This is a genomic window from Desulfonatronum sp. SC1 (assembly GCF_003046795.1).
In the GTDB taxonomy this organism is placed as follows: Bacteria; Desulfobacterota; Desulfovibrionia; order Desulfovibrionales; family Desulfonatronaceae; genus Desulfonatronum.
The window spans coordinates 1-17,971 of the sequence record NZ_PZKN01000052.1; the positions used below are offsets into that span (position 1 = coordinate 1).

At 62.3% G+C, this 17,971-nt stretch carries 15 protein-coding genes; 12 read left to right on the forward strand and 3 right to left on the reverse strand.

What is annotated here, in order from left to right; translation table 11 throughout:
- Nucleotides 1–54: 54 nt before the first annotated feature.
- Genes selA through C6366_RS17850 form a run of 3 tightly spaced genes read right to left on the reverse strand, consistent with a single transcriptional unit; the run spans nucleotide 55 to nucleotide 3,571 of the window.
- Complete coding sequence (gene selA, locus C6366_RS17840; protein WP_107740452.1) at nucleotides 55–1,485, reverse strand: L-seryl-tRNA(Sec) selenium transferase; 1,431 nt, start codon at nucleotides 1,483–1,485, stop codon at nucleotides 55–57.
- A 39-nt stretch (nucleotides 1,486–1,524) separates the two neighbouring features.
- On the reverse strand, nucleotides 1,525–2,808 hold the full coding sequence (locus C6366_RS17845) for a folylpolyglutamate synthase/dihydrofolate synthase family protein (RefSeq protein WP_107740454.1): 1,284 nt from the start codon (nucleotides 2,806–2,808) through the stop codon (nucleotides 1,525–1,527).
- A complete protein-coding gene (locus tag C6366_RS17850; RefSeq protein ID WP_107740456.1) occupies nucleotides 2,786–3,571 on the reverse strand; it encodes a 3',5'-cyclic-nucleotide phosphodiesterase in 786 nt (261 codons plus the stop codon). The genes C6366_RS17845 and C6366_RS17850 overlap by 23 nt, the downstream gene beginning before the upstream one ends.
- 328 nt (nucleotides 3,572–3,899) lie before the next feature.
- Between C6366_RS17850 and greA the strand changes: the two genes are divergently transcribed.
- The 12 genes from greA to C6366_RS17910 form a co-directional block, all read left to right on the forward strand.
- A complete protein-coding gene (greA, locus tag C6366_RS17855; protein WP_107740458.1) occupies nucleotides 3,900–4,373 on the forward strand; it encodes a transcription elongation factor GreA in 474 nt (157 codons plus the stop codon).
- Nucleotides 4,374–4,411: 38 nt separating this feature from the next.
- Nucleotides 4,412–5,833: a 23S rRNA (uracil(1939)-C(5))-methyltransferase RlmD gene (rlmD, locus tag C6366_RS17860; protein WP_158269853.1), complete on the forward strand. Its 1,422-nt coding sequence runs from the start codon at nucleotides 4,412–4,414 to the stop codon at nucleotides 5,831–5,833.
- A gap of 107 nt (nucleotides 5,834–5,940) precedes the next feature.
- Nucleotides 5,941–7,095 carry an aminotransferase class I/II-fold pyridoxal phosphate-dependent enzyme gene (locus C6366_RS17865; RefSeq protein ID WP_199221561.1) on the forward strand — a complete coding sequence of 385 codons (1,155 nt, stop codon included), beginning with the start codon at nucleotides 5,941–5,943 and terminating at the stop codon, nucleotides 7,093–7,095.
- Nucleotides 7,092–8,093: a glycosyltransferase gene (locus tag C6366_RS17870; protein ID WP_107740462.1), complete on the forward strand. Its 1,002-nt coding sequence runs from the start codon at nucleotides 7,092–7,094 to the stop codon at nucleotides 8,091–8,093. The genes C6366_RS17865 and C6366_RS17870 overlap by 4 nt, the downstream gene beginning before the upstream one ends.
- Before the next feature lie 10 nt (nucleotides 8,094–8,103).
- Entirely contained in the window at nucleotides 8,104–10,098 is a 1,995-nt protein-coding gene (arnA, locus tag C6366_RS17875) for a bifunctional UDP-4-amino-4-deoxy-L-arabinose formyltransferase/UDP-glucuronic acid oxidase ArnA (protein ID WP_107740464.1), read from the forward strand.
- Nucleotides 10,095–10,991, forward strand: coding sequence for a 4-deoxy-4-formamido-L-arabinose-phosphoundecaprenol deformylase (arnD, locus tag C6366_RS17880; protein WP_107740466.1), 897 nt, complete (start codon nucleotides 10,095–10,097; stop codon nucleotides 10,989–10,991). Before arnA ends, arnD begins: the two co-directional genes overlap by 4 nt.
- A gap of 150 nt (nucleotides 10,992–11,141) precedes the next feature.
- Nucleotides 11,142–12,830: a phospholipid carrier-dependent glycosyltransferase gene (locus tag C6366_RS17885; protein ID WP_158269854.1), complete on the forward strand. Its 1,689-nt coding sequence runs from the start codon at nucleotides 11,142–11,144 to the stop codon at nucleotides 12,828–12,830.
- Between the two features lie 14 nt (nucleotides 12,831–12,844).
- On the forward strand, nucleotides 12,845–13,216 hold the full coding sequence (locus C6366_RS17890; RefSeq protein ID WP_107740470.1) for an SMR family transporter: 372 nt from the start codon (nucleotides 12,845–12,847) through the stop codon (nucleotides 13,214–13,216).
- A 1-nt stretch (nucleotide 13,217) separates the two neighbouring features.
- On the forward strand, nucleotides 13,218–14,570 hold the full coding sequence (locus tag C6366_RS17895) for an exo-alpha-sialidase (RefSeq protein ID WP_107740472.1): 1,353 nt from the start codon (nucleotides 13,218–13,220) through the stop codon (nucleotides 14,568–14,570).
- Nucleotides 14,567–15,199, forward strand: a complete 633-nt coding sequence (locus C6366_RS17900; RefSeq protein WP_107740474.1) for a hypothetical protein — start codon at nucleotides 14,567–14,569, stop codon at nucleotides 15,197–15,199. The genes C6366_RS17895 and C6366_RS17900 overlap by 4 nt, the downstream gene beginning before the upstream one ends.
- A 76-nt stretch (nucleotides 15,200–15,275) precedes the next feature.
- On the forward strand, nucleotides 15,276–17,303 hold the full coding sequence (locus tag C6366_RS17905; protein WP_107740476.1) for an LTA synthase family protein: 2,028 nt from the start codon (nucleotides 15,276–15,278) through the stop codon (nucleotides 17,301–17,303).
- Nucleotides 17,304–17,348: 45 nt separating this feature from the next.
- On the forward strand, nucleotides 17,349–17,971 hold a 623-nt coding region (locus C6366_RS17910; protein WP_146164916.1), incomplete at its 3' end, for a hypothetical protein.

Sequence of the window (17,971 nt, forward strand, 5' to 3'; positions counted from 1 at the left end):
GGGTGTTGGGTTTGCGGGGTGGTGATACGGTTATGATTCCATTTGGCGGACGGCTTACGGGGCCAACACCTTGGCCAGGACTTTGGCCGCCAGGGTGTGCTCCGCGTCGGCCAGGGTGCGGGGGTCCAGGCAGAATGCGTCGTGTTCGATGCGCCCGACCAGGGGCGGGTCGGCGTCCAGGAGGGCGTCGCGCAGCGCCTCAACCCCGATGTCCGTACTCTGAGGGCGAACAGCCACCAGGGTCGTGGGCAGGTCCCGCTCCGGATACGCGCCGCCGCCCACTCGGGAAGCTCCCGGAAACAATGTGATTTCGGCGCTTGCGCCCCCCCCAGAGCCTCTTAAGCCACCGTTTAGGGCCCGGCGCAATCCGCGGGCCAGCTTGTTTGCCTGCCGCCGCAGATCCTCGGCTGACGCGGTGATCATCCGCAGGGTCGGAATTTCCGTGCGGGCCAGTTCCGGGTCCAGATAGAGGCGCAGCGTGGCCTCCAGGGCGGCCAGGGTCATTTTGTCGATGCGCAGGGCACGGTTCATGGGGTTTTTCTTGATCGGGTCGATGTATTCCTTGCGCCCCACGATGATCCCGGCCTGGGGGCCGCCCAGGACCTTGTCCCCGCTGAAGGTGACCACCGCGGCTCCGTCGGCCACGGCCTCCTGGACCGTTGGTTCATGGTCCAGGCCGTAGGGCGTGAAGTCGAACAGGTTGCCGCTGCCCAGGTCCTCCAGTATCGGCAGGCCGTGCTTTTCACCCAGGGCGACCATCTCCCGCAGCCCGACTTCCTTGTGAAAGCCGATGATTCGGAAGTTCGAGGTGTGCACCTTGAGCAGGGCCGCGGTTTCCGAAGTGATCGCCCGCTCGTAGTCGTGGAGGTGGGTCCGGTTGGTGGCTCCCACTTCCCGCAGCACGGCACCGCTCTTGGCCATCACGTCCGGGATGCGAAACGAACCGCCGATTTCCACCAACTGCCCACGGGAAACCACCACCTCCTTGCCCTTGGCCAGGGTGTCCAGCATCAGCAGCACCGCAGCGGCGTTGTTGTTCACCACCAGCCCGGCCTCGGCCCCGGTCAGCTTGCACAGCAGTTCCTCCACATGGGCGTAGCGGCTGCCGCGCTGGCCCGTGTCCAGGGAAAATTCTAGATTCGAGTAATGGGCACAGGCCTCGGTGACGGCCTCCACGGCCCGGTGGGCCAGCAGGGAACGGCCCAGGTTGGTATGCACCACCACGCCCGTGGCGTTGATCACCCGCCGAAAATGCGGCCTGGACGCCCGATCCAGAAAGGCGTGCAGCGGTCCTACCAGAGCGGACCAATGCATGTCTTCGGAAGTGTTCAGCTTTTGCCCGCGAATGTCCGCCCGCAGTTGATCCAGATGCATGTTGACGAGATCCTTGAGCAGGGGGCGCGGCAGGCGCGCATAGCGACCGGACTCCGAGACACGTTGCAGAATCAGGTCCACGGAGGGCAGCAATCGATACAGTTCAGACATGGAATCTCCGGGGTAGAGAAAAAGTGCATGCAGCGCCGGTCACGCGTCCAGCCATTTCGGGTGGAGAGCGTATATTTCCGCCAGCAGGTACAACGAACCGCAGACCAAAATCGGGCCATCGGCTTGGGCGGCCAGACTCGAGGCAAGAGCCAGCGCCGTTGCCGGGTCGGGCGCGGCCTGGGCTTGGGGACCCAGTTCGCGGACGATCTCCCGGGCGGGGCGGCTGCGTGGCTGCGTGGGCAGTTCAGGAACAAAGATCGGCCCGGATGTCAATTGCCGGACCAGGGGGGCCATACCGGCCAGGTCCTTGTCCCGCATGCAGGTGAAGATCACCGCGCCTGGGCGGATGGCCAGTTTGCCCAGGGCCGCGTTCAGGGTCTCCAGGGCCGGGGGATTGTGCGCGCCGTCCAGAATGATTTCCGAGGGGATTTCCGGAGTGCCGGTGACGCGTTGCAGACGGCCGGGCCAAGCCCTGGAGGTCAAGGCGTGTTCACAGGCATCGGGGCGCATGGGCCAGCCATGGCGAAGGGCCAGGCTCGTCCACCCCGCCAGGGCCAAGCGGGCGTTGTCGCGCTGGTGGTCGCCGGGCAGGGCCGGAGCGATGGCGCCCCATGCCTGTATTTCAGCCCGCATTTCGGAGGGCATTCCGGTAATGTCGTTCACGGTGCGCACGACCACTCCCTGGCCGGCGGCCTCTTGTTCCAGGACATCGCGGACCACGGCGGCCTGGGGGGCCGAAAAGACTACCGTGCCGGGTTTGATGGCTCCGGCCTTGTCCCGGGCGATGTTTTCCAGGCCCGGGCCGATTATTTGGTCATGGTCCAGACCGATGGGCGTGATCAGGAGCAGGTTCGGGCTCCAGGTGGAGGTGGCGTCGTTGCGTCCGCCCAGTCCGGCTTCCAGCACGATCAGGTCCACGCGCTCCGCGCTGAAGCCGACCATGGCCATCAACGCGATGGTTTCGAAATAGGTCAGGCCGAGGTCGTGGCAGACGGGGTGGACGGTGTTGGCCCAGGTCAGGATGCGCTCCTCCGAAGCCGGAAAGCCGTTGAGGCGGATCCGTTCCCTGAGGGTCAGAAAGTGGGGCGAGGTGAACAGCCCGACGGAAAAGCCGTGCTCCATGGCCAGCCGGGACAGAAAAAACGCGGTGGAGCCTTTGCCGTTGGTGCCCACCACCTGGGCCAGGGGCGCGGGCGAGCGGACCATGTCCAGCCGTCGCGCGGCCTCGCGCATCCGTTCGAAGCCCAGGCGCATGTGGAACAGGCCCAGGGCGTCCATGTGCCGCTGGAACTCCGCGAAATCAGAAAACGATTTCTTCGCCATCGCGCAGCAGGTGGTAGGTGTGGCCGTCCAGGGCCTGGTGCAATTGTTCCTGGATCTCAGTGGAGAAGGTGGACTTCATGTGCGAGATGTAAATTTTGGGTCGGGCATGCAGTTTGGCCAACTCGGCCCGGAGCAGCCTGGGCGTGAGGTGCTTGGAGAGCAGGGCCAGCTCTTCCATGGCATCGGGAAACGAGGCTTCGATGATCAGGTTTTCCAGGGCAAAAGGCAGCTCGTTTAGGAACGTCCACCAGTCGTCGGTCGGGCCGGTGTCCCCGGTAAAGGCGAAATGACTCCCGGAGGTCGGATCGCGGAGCACGTAGCCGGACGCGGCAGTGGCGTGGTTGACCGGAACGGTGACCGCCCGCAGCCCGACCACGTCCACCCAGACACCGGGTTCCAGCGGCGCGTAAGTCAAAACCGGGTTGGCGAAGGTCGGCAGGATGGTGAAGTCCGGCCAGATGGTGTCGTTGAGCAGATGGGTCCGGATGCTTTCCAGCACCGGGGCCAGGCCGCGGAGGCGCACGGCCCCGTGCTCGTTGCGGGCCACCAGCTCGATCAGGTTGTCCGCCAGGAACAGAATGTCCTTGATATGGTCCAGGTGGGCGTGGGTGACCAGGATTTCCTGAATCGCGGCCTGGTCCGCCAGGGGCATGGACGAGGTCACCGACCCGGCGTCCAGCAGGAGGGTCTTGTTCACCAGAAAGGACGTCAGATTGTAACCGGGCAGATCCGAGCCCGAACAGCCGAGAACGTGCAGCCGCATGACAGTGCTCCGTTAATGAGAAGGTGATGCCCGGGGAGTCCTCCGAGCCGGAAAATTTCTGGCACAGGGCCGAAGGGTTGGTCAACAGAAATCAGGATTCAACAGTTCGGTTCAGGGCGACTTGACCACCGCCCGGCCATGGGGTAGCTGGGCGGAATAACAAATTCGATATTCCCCATGGGGGGAATTTTCATGGCCAGGGCGACCCATCCTCTGCAAACGGGTGTCCTGGCCTTTCGTCATCCATGACGTCGTCGTTTCGAGGACCGTGCTTCGCGTCGTTTGTTGACGCGGCGACGTCGGCAACCATTCAACCGAGGATAACGCGATGGATTCTATCCCTATCACCGTTGAAGGATTCAGGAAGCTGGAGCGAGAGCTGGACCGACTCAAGCGGGAACGGCCGGAGATCATCGAGGCCATCAAGGTGGCTCGTGAAGAGGGCGATTTGCGGGAAAACGCCGGCTACGAGGCGGCCCGGGAACGGCAGGGCATGCTGGAGGCCAAGATCAAGTACATCGAGTCCCGGATGGGCCGGTTCAACGTCATCGACCCCAAGACCCTGGGCGGTTCGCGGGTGGCCTTCGGGGCCACGGTGGAGCTGGAGGATCTGGATACCGAGGAGATCAAGAAATACACGCTTCTTGGCCCGGATGAGGCTGATCCCAACGAAGGCAGCATCTCCATCGCTTCCCCCGTGGCCCGTGCTCTGCTGGGCAAGGAAGAGGGCGATGAAGTGGTGGTGGACGCGCCGCGGGGCAAAATCCGCTACGAAATCATCTCGCTGAACTACAATTATTGATCTTTGGGCCGGGCTGCATGGGTGAGGGGGAGCTGAACATGGACATTCACATCGGACTGGAACTGCTTCTGGACGTAGTCAAGCCCGTGCTGGGCGGGGACGGGCTGGCCCGGCATGAGGGCATGGCCGTGTTCGTGTCCGGTGCGTTGCCGGGGCAGCGCGTGCTGGCTCGAATCAGCTCGGTCAAAGCCCGGCACGCCAAGGCCGAACTGGTCGAGGTTCTGGAGCAGTCCCCGGATTGCGTGCCGCCGGTCTGCCGGCATTTCGGCGTCTGCGGCGGGTGCGACTGGCTGCACATGGATTACGGTCGGCAGTTGCACTGGAAGCGGGAACTGGTCCGGGAGTCGCTGCGCCACCTCGCCGCCGCGGACGTCCAAGTGGCGCCGACCATCGCCTCGCCGCTGACCCACGGCTACCGGAACAAAATGGAGTTCGCCGCGGCCACGACCATCGTAACCGGCGCAAGCGACATCCGGGGTTGGACCTCGGCCAGGGCTGGAGTGGCCGTGGGCTTGCGTCCACGAGGGCTGGCCAACGCGGTCGTGCCTGTCCAGTCCTGTGCGCTCTGCCCACAGGCCATGGTCGACGCGGGAAATCTGGTCGGGAAGTGGGCCGAGGAAGCCGGACTGCCGGCGTACGATCCGGACACGGGGCGCGGTTTCTTGCGGCATGTGGTCCTGCGTCGCGGGACCGATCCGGGTCACCTGATGGTTTCCTTGATCACCAGCAACGATCCTCGGGGCAAAGAGGTAGGTCCACCCCTTGCGGAATACATGGCGAAAAAACTGCCGCATCATTCCTTGACGGCTATCTCCGTGATCCACGAGACACGCAAAAGCCGCACCCTGGTGGCCCAGGGCGAGCGGACCGTGTCCGTCACCGGATCAAAGGAACTGATCCATGTACTGGGAGACCTGGAACTGGCCATTTCCAGCCGGGCCTTTTTCCAGGTCAATTCCGGGGCCGCTGAAAAGCTTCGGGACGTTGTCGCGGATTTCGCGGAACTGAAGGGGCAAGATACCGTATGGGACCTGTATTCCGGGGTAGGCGCCATGGCGCTGAGCTTGGCCGGGAAAGCGGCCCGGATAGTCGGCTTTGAAACCGAACCGCAAGCCGTAAGGGACGCTCAGGCCAATGCCCGGCGGAACGGGATAGCCAATTGCCGCTTTGAGCCCGGAGACGTGAGCCGGACCATCCCTCAAGTTCTCGGCGGGGCTTCTCCAAAGCGTCCGGACGTGATCGTCGCCGATCCACCCCGAGCCGGAATGCGGGCCGACGTTGTGGACCGTCTGCTGGAAATCGGTGCGCCAAAGCTGATCCTGGTCTCCTGCGACCCGGCCACCCTGGCCCGGGACGTCAAGCGGCTGGCCACGGGCTATCGCCTGGGCCGGGTCCAACCGGTTGACATGTTTCCCCACACCTCGCATATCGAGTGCGTCGTCGAACTTGTCGCGCGGTAGGGCTTGGCGAGGGTCTCACCCTGAAGGCATGTTTCCCGTTCGATGCGCCCTTGACTCTTTTCTCGGCCAAAACGGGACGAGCACACTATCCACACAGAGACATTGACATGCGGATGCGATCCACGTTTCTCCCCTTTTCCAAGCCGTCCATCAGCGAGGCGGAAATCGCGGACGTGGCCGAAGTGCTGCGCTCCGGATGGATCACCACCGGCCCCAAGGCTGCGGATTTCGAGCAGGCTTTTTGCAAGTACTGCGGGGCTCCGGACGCCGTGGCCCTGGGTTCGGCCACGGCGGGCATGCATCTGCTGTTCACCGCGCTCGGGCTCGGTCCCGGAGACGAGGTGATCACCCCGTCCCTGACCTGGGTGTCCACGGTGAACCTGACCGTTCTTGCCGGCGCGACACCGGTATTCGCGGATATCGACCGGGACACCCTGATGGTTTCGGCTGAAACCGTGGCCCCGCTGATCACCGAGCGGACACGGCTCATCGTTCCGGTGCATTTCGCAGGAGCAGCCGCGGACATGGAGCCTCTGCGCCGTCTGGCCTCGCAACGCGGCATCCCGCTTGTGGAGGACGCGGCCCACGCCGTGGGCACGGAGTACCGGGGAGACCGGATCGGCCGGCACGGCACGACGATTTTTTCCTTCCATCCCATCAAGAACATTACTTGCGGGGAAGGAGGCATGTTTTGTTCCGACGATCCGGCGCTCATGGAACGGATCAAACGGCTGAAGTTTCACGGCCTCGGGGTGGACGCCCATGACCGGACCGTTCAGGGCCGCAATCCCCAGGCCGAGGTGGTGGAGCCGGGCTTCAAGTACAACCTGCCGGACATGGCCGCGGTTCTCGGGCTGGGACAACTGGCCCGGCTGGAGCAGTTCATTGTCAAACGCGCCGAACTGGCCCGTAGATACCTGGAGCTTTTGGCCGGGGTGGAGGAAATCCTGCCCCTGGCCGTGCCGGGCTGGCCGTTCCGGCATGCCTGGCACCTGTTCGTCGTGCGCTTGGACGTGGACCGCGCGGGCATGGACAGAGCCACGTTCATGGCCGAACTGAAAAACAGGAACATCGGCACGGGCATCCATTTCCGGGCCGTGCACACGCAAAAGTACTATCGCGAAACCATGGGTCTGCCCCAGGGCGCATTGCCGTCCACCGAATGGAATTCGGAGCGGATTTGCTCCCTGCCCCTGTTTCCGGACATGACCCGGGAAGACGTGGATTCGGTGGTCGCGGCCATCAAGGACGTGCTGCGATGAGCGCAACCGGCCTTTCCGTGGTCATTCCGGTTTTCAACGAACAGGATTGCTTGCCGGAACTCATTAAGCGATGCCTGGCCGCCTGCGGACAAACTGGCCGCGCCTTTGAGATCATCCTGGTGGACGACGGGAGCAGGGACGGTTCCCGAGAGATCATTTCTCAGGCCGCGGATGCCAGCCCTGAAGTGGTCGGCGTATTTCTGAACCGCAACTACGGCCAGCACGCGGCGGTCTTCGCCGGCCTGGAACAGAGCAGGGGCGAGGTGGTCGTGACTCTGGACGCGGACCTGCAGAACCCGCCCGAAGAAATTCCCCGCCTGGTTCAAGAGATGGACCGCGGAGTCGACGTGGTCGGGACGGTGCGGGAAAACCGCCGCGACAGTCTTTTCCGCCGCGTCGCCTCCTCCCTGGTCAACAGAATCGTGCAACGAGTCACGGGGGTGATGATGCACGACTACGGCTGCATGCTCCGGGCCTATCGCCGACCCATCGTCAAAGCCATGCTCCAGTGCGCCGAGCGCTCGACGTTCATTCCCATCCTGGCCAACAGCTTTGCCGGCAGCACCGCCGAAATTCGGGTCAGCCACGCGCCGCGCAATACCGGCAAGTCCAAGTACAGCCTGCTGAAACTCATTTCCTTGCAGTTTGACCTGCTGACCTCCCTTTCCACCTTTCCCTTGCGCCTGCTGTCCTTTTTCGGGGCGTTGATCGCCGCCAGCGGCATTGGCTTCGGCCTGTTGCTCATGGTCCTGCGCTTTGCCTACGGCGCCCAGTGGGCCGGTGAAGGCGTATTTACCCTGTTTGCTATTTTGTTCATCTTCATCGGAGCGCAGTTCGTCGGTCTCGGCCTGCTGGGCGAATACATCGGCCGGATATACCACGATGTTCGGGGACGGCCTCGTTTTTTTATCCAGGAAATTAAACGCGCAAGCCAGCCCACCGCCTTTGGGGCTCGGGGCGAAGCGTCCCAAAAGCAACCATCCCTTGTGGAACCGTAACCCAATACCTATGAAAACAATCGTTTTCGCCTATCACACCATCGGCTGCGTGGGCATCAGGGTGCTTCTGGCCCAAGGCTTTGAAATCCTGGCGGTCTTCACCCACGAGGACGACCCCGGTGAGCATCCGTGGTTCGAGTCCGTGGCGGAACTGGCCGCGGCCCACGACATTTCGGTGCATGCCCCTGCCGACGTCAACCACCCGCTCTGGGTCCAGCGGATCCGCGAACTTGAACCGGAGATCCTGTTTTCCTTCTATTACCGGAATATTCTGGGGCCGGACATCCTCAATCTTTCGCCGTTGGGCGGCCTTAATCTGCACGGGTCGCTCCTGCCCAAGTACCGTGGCCGCTGTCCAGCGAACTGGGTGCTGGTCCACGGCGAGACCGAAACAGGCGTCACCTTGCATTACATGACCCCGCGGCCGGATGAGGGCGACATTGTGGGGCAGAGGCCCGTGCCCATCGACGACGAGGATACGGCGCTTTCCCTGCACCGAAAACTGGCCCTCGCGGCAGCCGAGTTGCTCGGCGACGTCCTGCCCAGGATCGTGAACAAAACCGCCGAACGTGTTCCCCAGGATCACGCGCTGGCCAGCTATTTCGGAGGCCGCAAGCCAAAGGACGGGGAGATCGACTGGCACCGGGACGCCCGTGAGGTGCGCAACCTGGTGCGGGCCGTGACCCGACCTTATCCGGGGGCATTTTCTTATCTCGGAAACCGCAAGTGTCTGTTCTGGAGGGTGAGCCTGGCAAGCAATCCCCAGGCCGTCTCGCCTGGGACCGTCCTGTGCGTTGATCCGTTGACCATTGCCTGCGGCCGTGACGCCGTGCAGGTGGATTTTGGTCAGACGGCGAACGGCGTATATGTGACCGGCCGCCAGCTGGCCCGGGAACTCAACCTGTCCGCGGGCATGCGCTTTGCGTCCCGGGCCGCGACGACAAACCGGACCCAACGCCGGAAAAGCGTGCTTATTCTGGGCGTCAACGGGTTTATCGGCAACCATTTGAGCGAACGCCTGCTGGAAAGCGGCCGCTACGAGGTCTACGGCATGGATCTCTGCGCGAACGCGGTTCAGCGTCTGCTGGGGCATGAGCGTTTCCATTTCAAGGAAGGCGACATCGCCATCATGCGCGAGTGGATCGAGTACCACGTGCGCAAGTGCGACATCATCCTGCCCCTGGTGGCCATTGCCACGCCCATTGAATACGTGCGCAACCCGCTGCGGGTCTTTGAGCTGGATTTCGAGGAAAACCTGCGCATTGTCCGCTATTGCGCGAAGTACGGAAAACGCCTGATTTTTCCTTCCACCTCGGAAGTCTACGGCATGTGTCGCGATCCGGAGTTCGACGAACAGCGGTCCAACTTCGTCCTCGGTCCCATCCACAAACAGCGTTGGATCTACTCCTGCTGCAAGCAGATGCTGGACCGGGTAATCTGGGCCTACGGCGCCCAGGAAGGCCTACGGTTCACCCTGTTTCGCCCCTTCAACTGGATCGGCCCCCGTCTGGACTCTCTGCAATCAGCGCGCATCGGCAGTTCCCGGGTGATCACCCAATTTATCCTCAACCTCGTGGAGGGTTCGGCCATCCAGTTGGTGGACGGCGGAGCGCAGAAACGCTGCTTCACCGACGTCGCCGACGGGGTGGACTGCCTGTTCAGAATCATTGAGGACCGGGACAACCGCTGCAACGGCAGGATCTTCAACATCGGCAGCCCGGAAAATGAATTGAGCATGCGCGGGCTGGCCGAAATGCTTGTCAAGGCGTTTTCCGCCCATCCCCTGAGCAGCCGTTTTCCCCCGGTGGCGGGCATCCGCGATGTGGAAGCCCGCACGTACTACGGCCCCGGCTACCAGGACGTGGAGCATCGTCGGCCATCCATCGCCCAGGCCCGCTCCGTCCTGGGCTGGGAGCCTAAAGTGGACCTGGTTCAATCCGTCCGCGAAACCCTGGAATTTTTCCTCAAGGAAACGGTTGCCGAACGAGGCGGGGAGAGGCGTTGATTCCAGTCGGCCTGCGCGTGGATGTGGACACCCTGCGCGGAACCCGTGTCGGCGTGCCCAATCTGTTGCGCTGCCTGGAACGACACGACATCCGGGCGACGTTCTTCTTCTCCGTGGGGCCGGACAACATGGGCCGCCACCTGTGGCGTCTGGCGCGTCCGGGTTTTCTGGCAAAAATGCTTCGCACCGGCGCGCCGAGCCTCTACGGTTGGGACATTCTCCTGCGCGGAACGCTTTGGCCCGGCCCGGTGATCGGCAAGGCCTGCCCGGAGCCCATGCGCATGGCGGCCCGGTCCGAGCACGAAGTCGGCCTGCATGCCTGGGACCATCATCACTGGCAGACGCATGTGTCGCGAATGGACGAGGCCGCCGTGACCCGGGACACCCAGCGCGGCGTGGAGATGCTCGCGGAGATTACAGGCAAGGCGCCAGCTTGCGCGGCAGCGCCGGCCTGGCGGACAACTCCGGTGGCCCTCAAGGCCCGCGAGAAATTCGGCTTTCGGTTTGCGGCCGACTGCCGGGGACACGTTCCTTTTCGTCCGGTCGTAGCGGGAGAAGATCTGCTTCACGTCCAGATCCCAACCACTCTGCCCACCTATGACGAACTGATCGGCCATGCATGTTCCCGCCAAGGCTACAACGCGTTCCTTCTGGAAATGATTCGGCCTGACCAATGCAACGTGCTGACCATTCACGCCGAGGCAGAGGGAATCGCCTGCCTGGACCTTTTCGAGGATTTTCTGGAAAAGGCCCGGCATCGCGGCATCGTTTTCTCGGCGCTTGGGGATTTTTTGCCCAAGACGGAGAATCCGCCTCGCTTTGAAATCATCCAGGGCCTCGTCCAGGGCCGCGAGGGCTGGCTGGCCCGTCAGGCCCCGGGGAAAGAAGAATAGATCCCTCGTGTCGATCCCATGATCGTGGAGATGACGGGACGTCGCTCACATATGCATAGATCTCCCGCGTTGCGAAAGATGCCAAAAGATACCGTCTTCCCCCTGATTCCCAGGAATCCCTGAACCAAGATGGCGCCTTGCCTGGAAACCATGCCTGCCGACACATTATTCTCCCGGTTCAAACTTTCCCTCCTGTTGGCGGGAATCTTTTTGGCCATTTACATCCTTCCCCTGGGCGTCCGCCCCCTGGCCGTTCCGGACGAGGCCCGGTACGCTGAAATCCCGCGCGAGATGATCGCCACCGGGAACTGGATCGCGCCCCATCTCAACGGGGTGCGTTATTTTGAGAAACCCGTGCTGGGCTACTGGCTGAAAGCCGGCTCCATGCTGCTGCTTGGGGAAAACAATTTCGCCGTTCGCTTCCCGTCCGCTTTGGCCGTCGGATTGTCAACGCTGCTGGTTTACCTCCTTGTTCTTCAGGCCGGACCACGCCGCGAGGACGAGGCGAACTGGTCAGCGACATTGGCCGCGCTTGCCTTTCTGACGTTTGGCGCGATGGTGGGCATCGGCACGTTTGCCGTTCTGGACAGCCTGTTCACTTTTTTTCTCACCGCGGCCATCACGGCGTTTTTTTTCGCCACCGAGGCGGAACCAACATCCACCAGGGAAAAACGGTTCCTGGTTCTGTCCGGGGTTGCCTGCGGCCTGGCTTTTTTGACCAAGGGGTTTCTGGCCTTTGTCGTGCCCGTGCTGGCTCTTGTTCCGTATCTTTGTTGGCAAGGCCGGTGGCGGGACATCTGGCGCATGGGCCGCCTGCCGCTGCTCGCGGCCGTGTTGACGGCCCTGCCCTGGAGCGTGGCGGTCCATGTCCGGGAGCCGGACTTCTGGCGTTTCTTCATCTGGAACGAGCATATCCATCGTTTTCTTTTCGAAGAAAAGCAGCGGACGTCATTCTGGCAGCTCTTGTGGGGTTTTCCTGGGCTGGTCATGCCGTGGGCCGTGCTTGGCCCCGCGGCCCTGCTCGGCCTGCGCGACGCCGTCGGATTCTCCGAGTCCAGGAAGCGTTTGGCCAGGTTGTCTTTGTGTTGGCTTGCCCTGCCATTCCTGTTCGTCTCGGCCTCCAGCGACAAACTGCTCACCTATCTTTTGCCCTGCCTCCCGCCCGTGGCCGTGCTTCTGGCCCTCGGGCTCGACAGTCTTCGCACGACTGGCGGGAAAATGTCCGTCCGCCTGGGCATCGCCGCCCTGGCGTCCGTTGCCGGGTTGTCGGTCATTGCATTGTTGTTCCTGCACTTTTTCGGGTATAAGGGGTTTTTCCTGTACAGCGCTTTTTGGCAAACAGCATTGGCCGTGAGCGCCTTGATCATTGTGTTGGCATTATTGGTTCGCGCCTTCAAATGCAGGGATAATACGCAACGGATTCTTTTGTTCGGTCTGTCGCCCGTCGCCCTGTTTTGCGCTCTTCCGTTGCTCACCCCTGACGTGATTCTGCAGGTGAAAATGCCCGGCATGCTCCTGGAACGGCACAAGGCGAGCATTGGTCCGGACACCGTGCTCGTTGCCGACACGGGCACCCTCAGGGCCGTGTGCTGGTATTTGAAGCGGGACGACGTATACATGCTTGGCGGACCGGGCGAATTGGAGTACGGCATGTCCTTTCCCGAAAACCACCACAGAATGCTGAACAACGAGGACATACTCGGCTTGATTGGGCAAAATCCGGGCAACACGGTCTTCGTCACCCAGATGAAGAAACTGCCGGAATTGCGGGAGTCTCTTCCCGAGCCGGTTTTTCAGGATAACAGCGGCCCCCGGGGATTTCTGCTTTTGCGCTTTTGACAGGCTGGTGATTGATGGCACGATATCTCCCGCTGATCATTCTCGGCGTATTGCTCAACGCGGCGGCCCAGCTCGCCCTCAAACAAGGCATGCACCATGTCGGCCACTTTGAATTCCGTCTGGAAAACGCCTGGGGGGTCTTCTTGGCCGTGGCCGCAAGCCCTTTTGTTCTGGCGGGGCTGATCTGTTACGTGGTCAGCGTCGTGGTCTGGCTGCTGGTCTTGTCCCGGGTGGAGGTGAGTTTCGCCTATCCGCTGCTTTCCATCGGCTACATCGTCGTGACCCTGGTTGGCTGGCTGCTGCTTAACGAGGCCGTGGGGCCAACGCGCTGGGCCGGCATCCTGGTCATCTGCCTGGGGGTCTGGCTGATCACGAGGACTGGGTAGCATGCCCAATTCTTGGCAAACAGCCCTTTGTTCGGCATTCTGGGCGTTCTTTTTGATCGGCTCCCTGCTGGTCGCATTCCATCATCAAAGCACGGTCAGCGGTTTCGCGGAAGCGCCGTTCGCCGTGCATGTCGAGTCTGAAACCGCGGACGTGGTCGAAGATCCCATCTACCAGGCCCGTTTTGTCTCCGACGGCCTGACCAGGCTGGTGCATGCGGCAACAGCTGTGCAGCGCCCGGACGGGGCGATCCAGGCGTTCTGGTTCGGGGGCAGCCGGGAAGGGCACGCGGACGTGCGGATTTTCACGGCGACCTTTGATCCCGATATGCAGCGCTGGACCGACGAGGCCCCGTTGCTCTCCAGGCAGGAAACCGCCAGAGCGGAGCGCCGCCATGTCCGCAAGCTCGGCAACCCCGTGGCCGCCGTGGACTCGCAAGGCCGCATTCTGCTTTTTTTCGTCAGCGTGTCTTTCGGCGGTTGGAGCGGCAGCTCCATCAATCTGGTCGTTTCCGAAGACAACGGCCAAACCTGGAGCAAGCCGCGGCAACTGATCACTTCTCCGTTTCTGAACGTGAGCACCCTGGTCAAGGGGCCGGTGGTGCAGCACGACGATGGGACCATGGGTTTGCCGGTTTACCATGAATTCCTGGGCAAATTCTCCGAGTATCTTCATCTGGACGGCCAAGGCCGGGTGTTGGGTAAAAGTCGCGTCTCCCATGGTCGATTCGCGATCCAACCCGTGGTCTTCCCCTTGGGCGAGCAGCACGCCGTGGCCCTGATGCGCAACACTGACTCGGACAGGCCGCGTCGGGCCTGGACCAGCCGGACCAATGACGGAGGGCGGACGTGGTCCGTGCCGGAGCGCACCAAGATCATGAATGGCAATACCGCCTTGGGCGGCACCCTGAGTGGCACCATGGGCGACGTCAATATCCTGCTGACCGCGGCCAACGTCACGGAGTACAATCGATCCTCGCTTGCTCTTCTGCGATCCACGGACCAGGGACGGGACTGGGCCGTTGTTTATGACGTGGAACCGCATCAGCCATCGCTTTCGCAAGAAGAATTTTCCGAGGCCGTGACTCGGAAAACGCCCGTGTCGGAAGAAGACATGCCGCTCACCCCTGAAACCGTGGCCGCGGCGGCCACGGAAATCCAGTGCGAGCCCGGACGTCCGGTTTGCGATTTCCGGTTCGACTATCCGTGGCTGCTCAAAGACGCCCAGGGGCGCTATCATCTTTTCTATACCTGGAATCGGGCCTTCATTCGCCACTTAACTTTCAATTCGGCTTGGCTGAAATTCCGGCCTGACCAACCCCTGGAGGACAGGGCGTACCAGGGGGATGAGCCATGAACGCGTTCGCCCCGGAAATCGGCCTTGTGATTAGCGCCGTGGTCGCGGCCTGCTGCCTGACTCTGGTCGGCTCCAGTCCAGCGATTGCGTCGCGATTTTCATGGGGAGCGCATTGGACGCCGACCAAGCTGTCGTTTTTTGTTCTCGCGACCTTGGCCTTGTTGCTCTTCCCCTTTGGCGAGGCTCCGGCAATCTATCATCTGCGAGGGCTGCTGGGCGAATTCAGCGTGACCACTCTGGTTCTGGCCTGCGCGGCCCTGGCAGGGCGGTTTCACGGCCGGCCCGTGGTCGATCCGCGCCAGAGTCTGATTCTGCTGGCGGGTATTGGCGCGGTCGGCTTGGTACTCTATCCCACGGCCCTGGGACTGACCCGCTTCGATCTCTACGCCTGGGGCTACTTTGCCACCCCCATGCTCGCGGGGATCGGCCTGCTCGGTTTCATCGCCCTGGCCTTGCGTCTGCATTGGATCGTTTTTATCCTGGGCGCGGCGCTCCTGACGGCCGGCCTGGACCTGCTGCCTTCCGGCAACCTCTGGGACCACCTGACCGACCTGCCCCTGACCCTTTTCGCTCTTGCCGCCTTGGGCGTCCTTACGGTACGGCGACTGATCGGACGCGCCCGCGAGTGAGACCGTCTCGTTGACGCTTCCCGTTTTTTCTGTTCGATTTTCAGATCTTATCGCAATAATTACCTGAAAGTGAGCCATGATCCACCGCATCCCTCCGTTTATCCGTTTTTTTCTGGCCGTCACGCTGTTCTATCTGGCACTCTTCAGCGCAGCCCGGCTGGTCTTTTGGCTGGTCTTCGACAATCCCCACGATCCTCTCGGATTGGGCGAGTTGGTCCCGGCCCTGTACGTCGGGCTGAAATTCGACCTGCGGCTGACCCTGCTCATGCTCGCGCCGCTGTTGCTCCTGGGCTGGATCAAGTGGATTCACCCCTTGTTCACCCGGGTCGGGCGGCGGCTCTGGGGAGGGTATCTGGGGTTGGCCACCCTGGTGGCGGCCGGGTTCTACGTCACGGATTTCGGCCACTACGCCTATCTGCTCTCCCGGCTGGACTCCACGGCCCTGCGGTTTCTCTCCAACCCGCTGATCTCCGCGCAAATGGTCTGGGAAAGCTACCCGGTCCTGCCCTGGTTGTTGGGTCTGCTGGTTTTGTTCGCTCTGCTGGGCCTACTTTACGCCTGGGTGACCAGGCGCTGCGCCGAAGCCGAGTATGCTCCTCCGCGTCTTTGGCAACGGGCCCTGATCGTCGTCGTCTGTCTGGGGCTGTTCGCCGGCGGGATCTACGGCAAGCTCTCCTGGTATCCGCTGCGCTGGAGCGACGCCTTTTTTTCCACCCATGTCTTCGCCCCTGCAGTGGCCTCCAACCCGGTTCTCTATTTCTTCGACACCTTCAAGACCGGGGCACTGGTGTACGACGAGGACGCCGTGCGCACCGCCTATCCACTGATCGCCGAGTTTTTGGGCGTGGACCATCCCGATCCGGACCGCCTGGACTTCGTCCGCAGCGTCGAACCCATGTTTCAGCCGGACCGTCCGCTGAACGTGGTCATCGTTCTGCTGGAGTCCTTTACCACGTACAAGACCGGCTGGTCCGACAATCCGCTGGACCCGACGCCGAATTTCGACCGGCTGGTCACGGAAAGCCTGTTGTTTCCAAACTTCTTCACCCCCACCGCCGGAACGGCCCGGTCCGTGTTCACCGCGACCACCGGCCTGCCCGACGTTCAACTGCGCAGCACCGCCTCCCGCAACCCCACGATCATCACCCAGCATATGATCAGCAACGTTCTGGAAGATTATGAGAAGTTTTTTTTCCTGGGCGGCAGCGCCAGCTGGGGCAATATTCGGGGGCTGCTCCAGGGCAATATCCAGGGCCTGCAAATTTATGAAGAAGGCGACTACGCCTCTCCCCGCAACGATGTCTGGGGCATCTCGGATCTGGCTCTGTTTCGGGAAGCTCACGCTGTTCTTCAGGAACAGACCGGGCCCTTCCTGGCCATCCTCCTGACTTCCGGCAACCATCGACCCTACACCATTCCGGATGATAACGACGGCTTCGTGATCCGCGACGACGTGCCCCAGGACATGCTGGTCAGCCACGGTTTTCATTCCCTGGCCGAATTTAATTCCTTTCGCTTCATGGACCATGCCGTGGGCCGGTTCATGGACATGGCCAGGGCCGCGGACTACTATCAGGACACGGTGTTTATCTTTTTCGGAGATCACGGCCACCTCACCGAAGCGGCGGTGCATTACTATCCTTCGGAGATCCAGCTCGGCTTGGCCCAGTTCCGCGTCCCCCTGGTGATCCACGCCCCGGCTTTGTTCCCCGAGGGCCGCGTCCTGGACGCCGTGGCCAGCGAGATGGACGTGATGACCACCATGACCTCCTTGATTGGCCAAGCCCACGTGAACACCACCCTGGGCCGGGATTTGTTCAATCCGCGCTTTGACCAGGACCGCCACGCCTTTGTGATGACCCACGGCGCGGTCCCGAGCATCGGCGTAATCAACGACCGGTTCTATTTCCGGATGCATCTGGACGGCGCGGCACAGTCCCTGCACCTGATTCATGCCGAGGATTCCCGTCCCAACCTGATTGACCAGCACCCGGAAACCGCCGCCGGGATGCGGGATATGACCCGCGGCCTGTACGAGACCACGCGCTATATGATGAACCACAACCCCCACCGCGATCACGGCTCGGGTTCCGTCGACAAGTAGCCGACCCCGTTCTCCTGCTTTCTGGCCGCACCTTCCAGGCTCACCATGCCGCACCACGTCGCTTCCCTGACCCATGCCCTGGGTTCCTTGCGCCGGACTCTGGCTTCGGACCGGGCCAGGATGCTCTGGGCCGGAATCTTCTGTCTGTTCCTGTGCTCCCTGCTCGTCACGGACAAGGTTCGGCTGCACCGGAACATCTACTACGTCCTTGTCCTGGCGCCCTTCCTGATCCAGGTTGGACGGAGGTACTGGGCCGATATGCTCGGTTCGCCGGTTTTCCTCGCGGCCCTGGCGTTTCTCGGCTACCTCTGGATCACTCTGTTCTGGTCCTCGGCGTCCGGGGGATACGTCTTCTACAACGAGGCCCGGACCCTGGTCATCCTGCTCAGCTTTCTGGCCATCACCGCTTTTTACGCCCTGAACGTGGACGACTTCCCGCGCCTGCTGGCCAAATTGCTGGCCTGCGTGGCCGGGGGCGCGGCCCTGGTGTCCGTGTACGTGTTCTATGCCGGCAAACACATCCCCATGTTGGGCGGGCTGGAAAGCCGGGCCGTGGACATCGGCCTGGCCGGGCATCCCATTGATTCCGCCGGGCTGTATGGTTTTGTGGCCGTTTTTTTGGTTTTCGGATTGATTGCCCGAGGCGGGGAAGGGGGGAGGGGCAAGGG

What these genes read in the sequence shown, in the direction of transcription:
- arnA (WP_107740464.1), top strand. Translation starts at nt 8,104, where the DNA reads ATGAAAACAATCGTTTTCGCCTATCACACCATCGGCTGCGTGGGCATC.
- C6366_RS17845 (WP_107740454.1), bottom strand. Translation starts at nt 2,808, where the DNA reads ATGGCGAAGAAATCGTTTTCTGATTTCGCGGAGTTCCAGCGGCACATG.
- C6366_RS17895 (WP_107740472.1), top strand. Translation starts at nt 13,218, where the DNA reads ATGCCCAATTCTTGGCAAACAGCCCTTTGTTCGGCATTCTGGGCGTTC.
- rlmD (WP_158269853.1), top strand. Translation starts at nt 4,412, where the DNA reads ATGGACATTCACATCGGACTGGAACTGCTTCTGGACGTAGTCAAGCCC.
- selA (WP_107740452.1), bottom strand. Translation starts at nt 1,485, where the DNA reads ATGTCTGAACTGTATCGATTGCTGCCCTCCGTGGACCTGATTCTGCAA.
- C6366_RS17870 (WP_107740462.1), top strand. Translation starts at nt 7,092, where the DNA reads ATGAGCGCAACCGGCCTTTCCGTGGTCATTCCGGTTTTCAACGAACAG.
- greA (WP_107740458.1), top strand. Translation starts at nt 3,900, where the DNA reads ATGGATTCTATCCCTATCACCGTTGAAGGATTCAGGAAGCTGGAGCGA.
- C6366_RS17850 (WP_107740456.1), bottom strand. Translation starts at nt 3,571, where the DNA reads ATGCGGCTGCACGTTCTCGGCTGTTCGGGCTCGGATCTGCCCGGTTAC.
- C6366_RS17890 (WP_107740470.1), top strand. Translation starts at nt 12,845, where the DNA reads ATGGCACGATATCTCCCGCTGATCATTCTCGGCGTATTGCTCAACGCG.
- C6366_RS17900 (WP_107740474.1), top strand. Translation starts at nt 14,567, where the DNA reads ATGAACGCGTTCGCCCCGGAAATCGGCCTTGTGATTAGCGCCGTGGTC.
- C6366_RS17905 (WP_107740476.1), top strand. Translation starts at nt 15,276, where the DNA reads ATGATCCACCGCATCCCTCCGTTTATCCGTTTTTTTCTGGCCGTCACG.
- C6366_RS17865 (WP_199221561.1), top strand. Translation starts at nt 5,941, where the DNA reads ATGCGGATGCGATCCACGTTTCTCCCCTTTTCCAAGCCGTCCATCAGC.
- C6366_RS17885 (WP_158269854.1), top strand. Translation starts at nt 11,142, where the DNA reads ATGCCTGCCGACACATTATTCTCCCGGTTCAAACTTTCCCTCCTGTTG.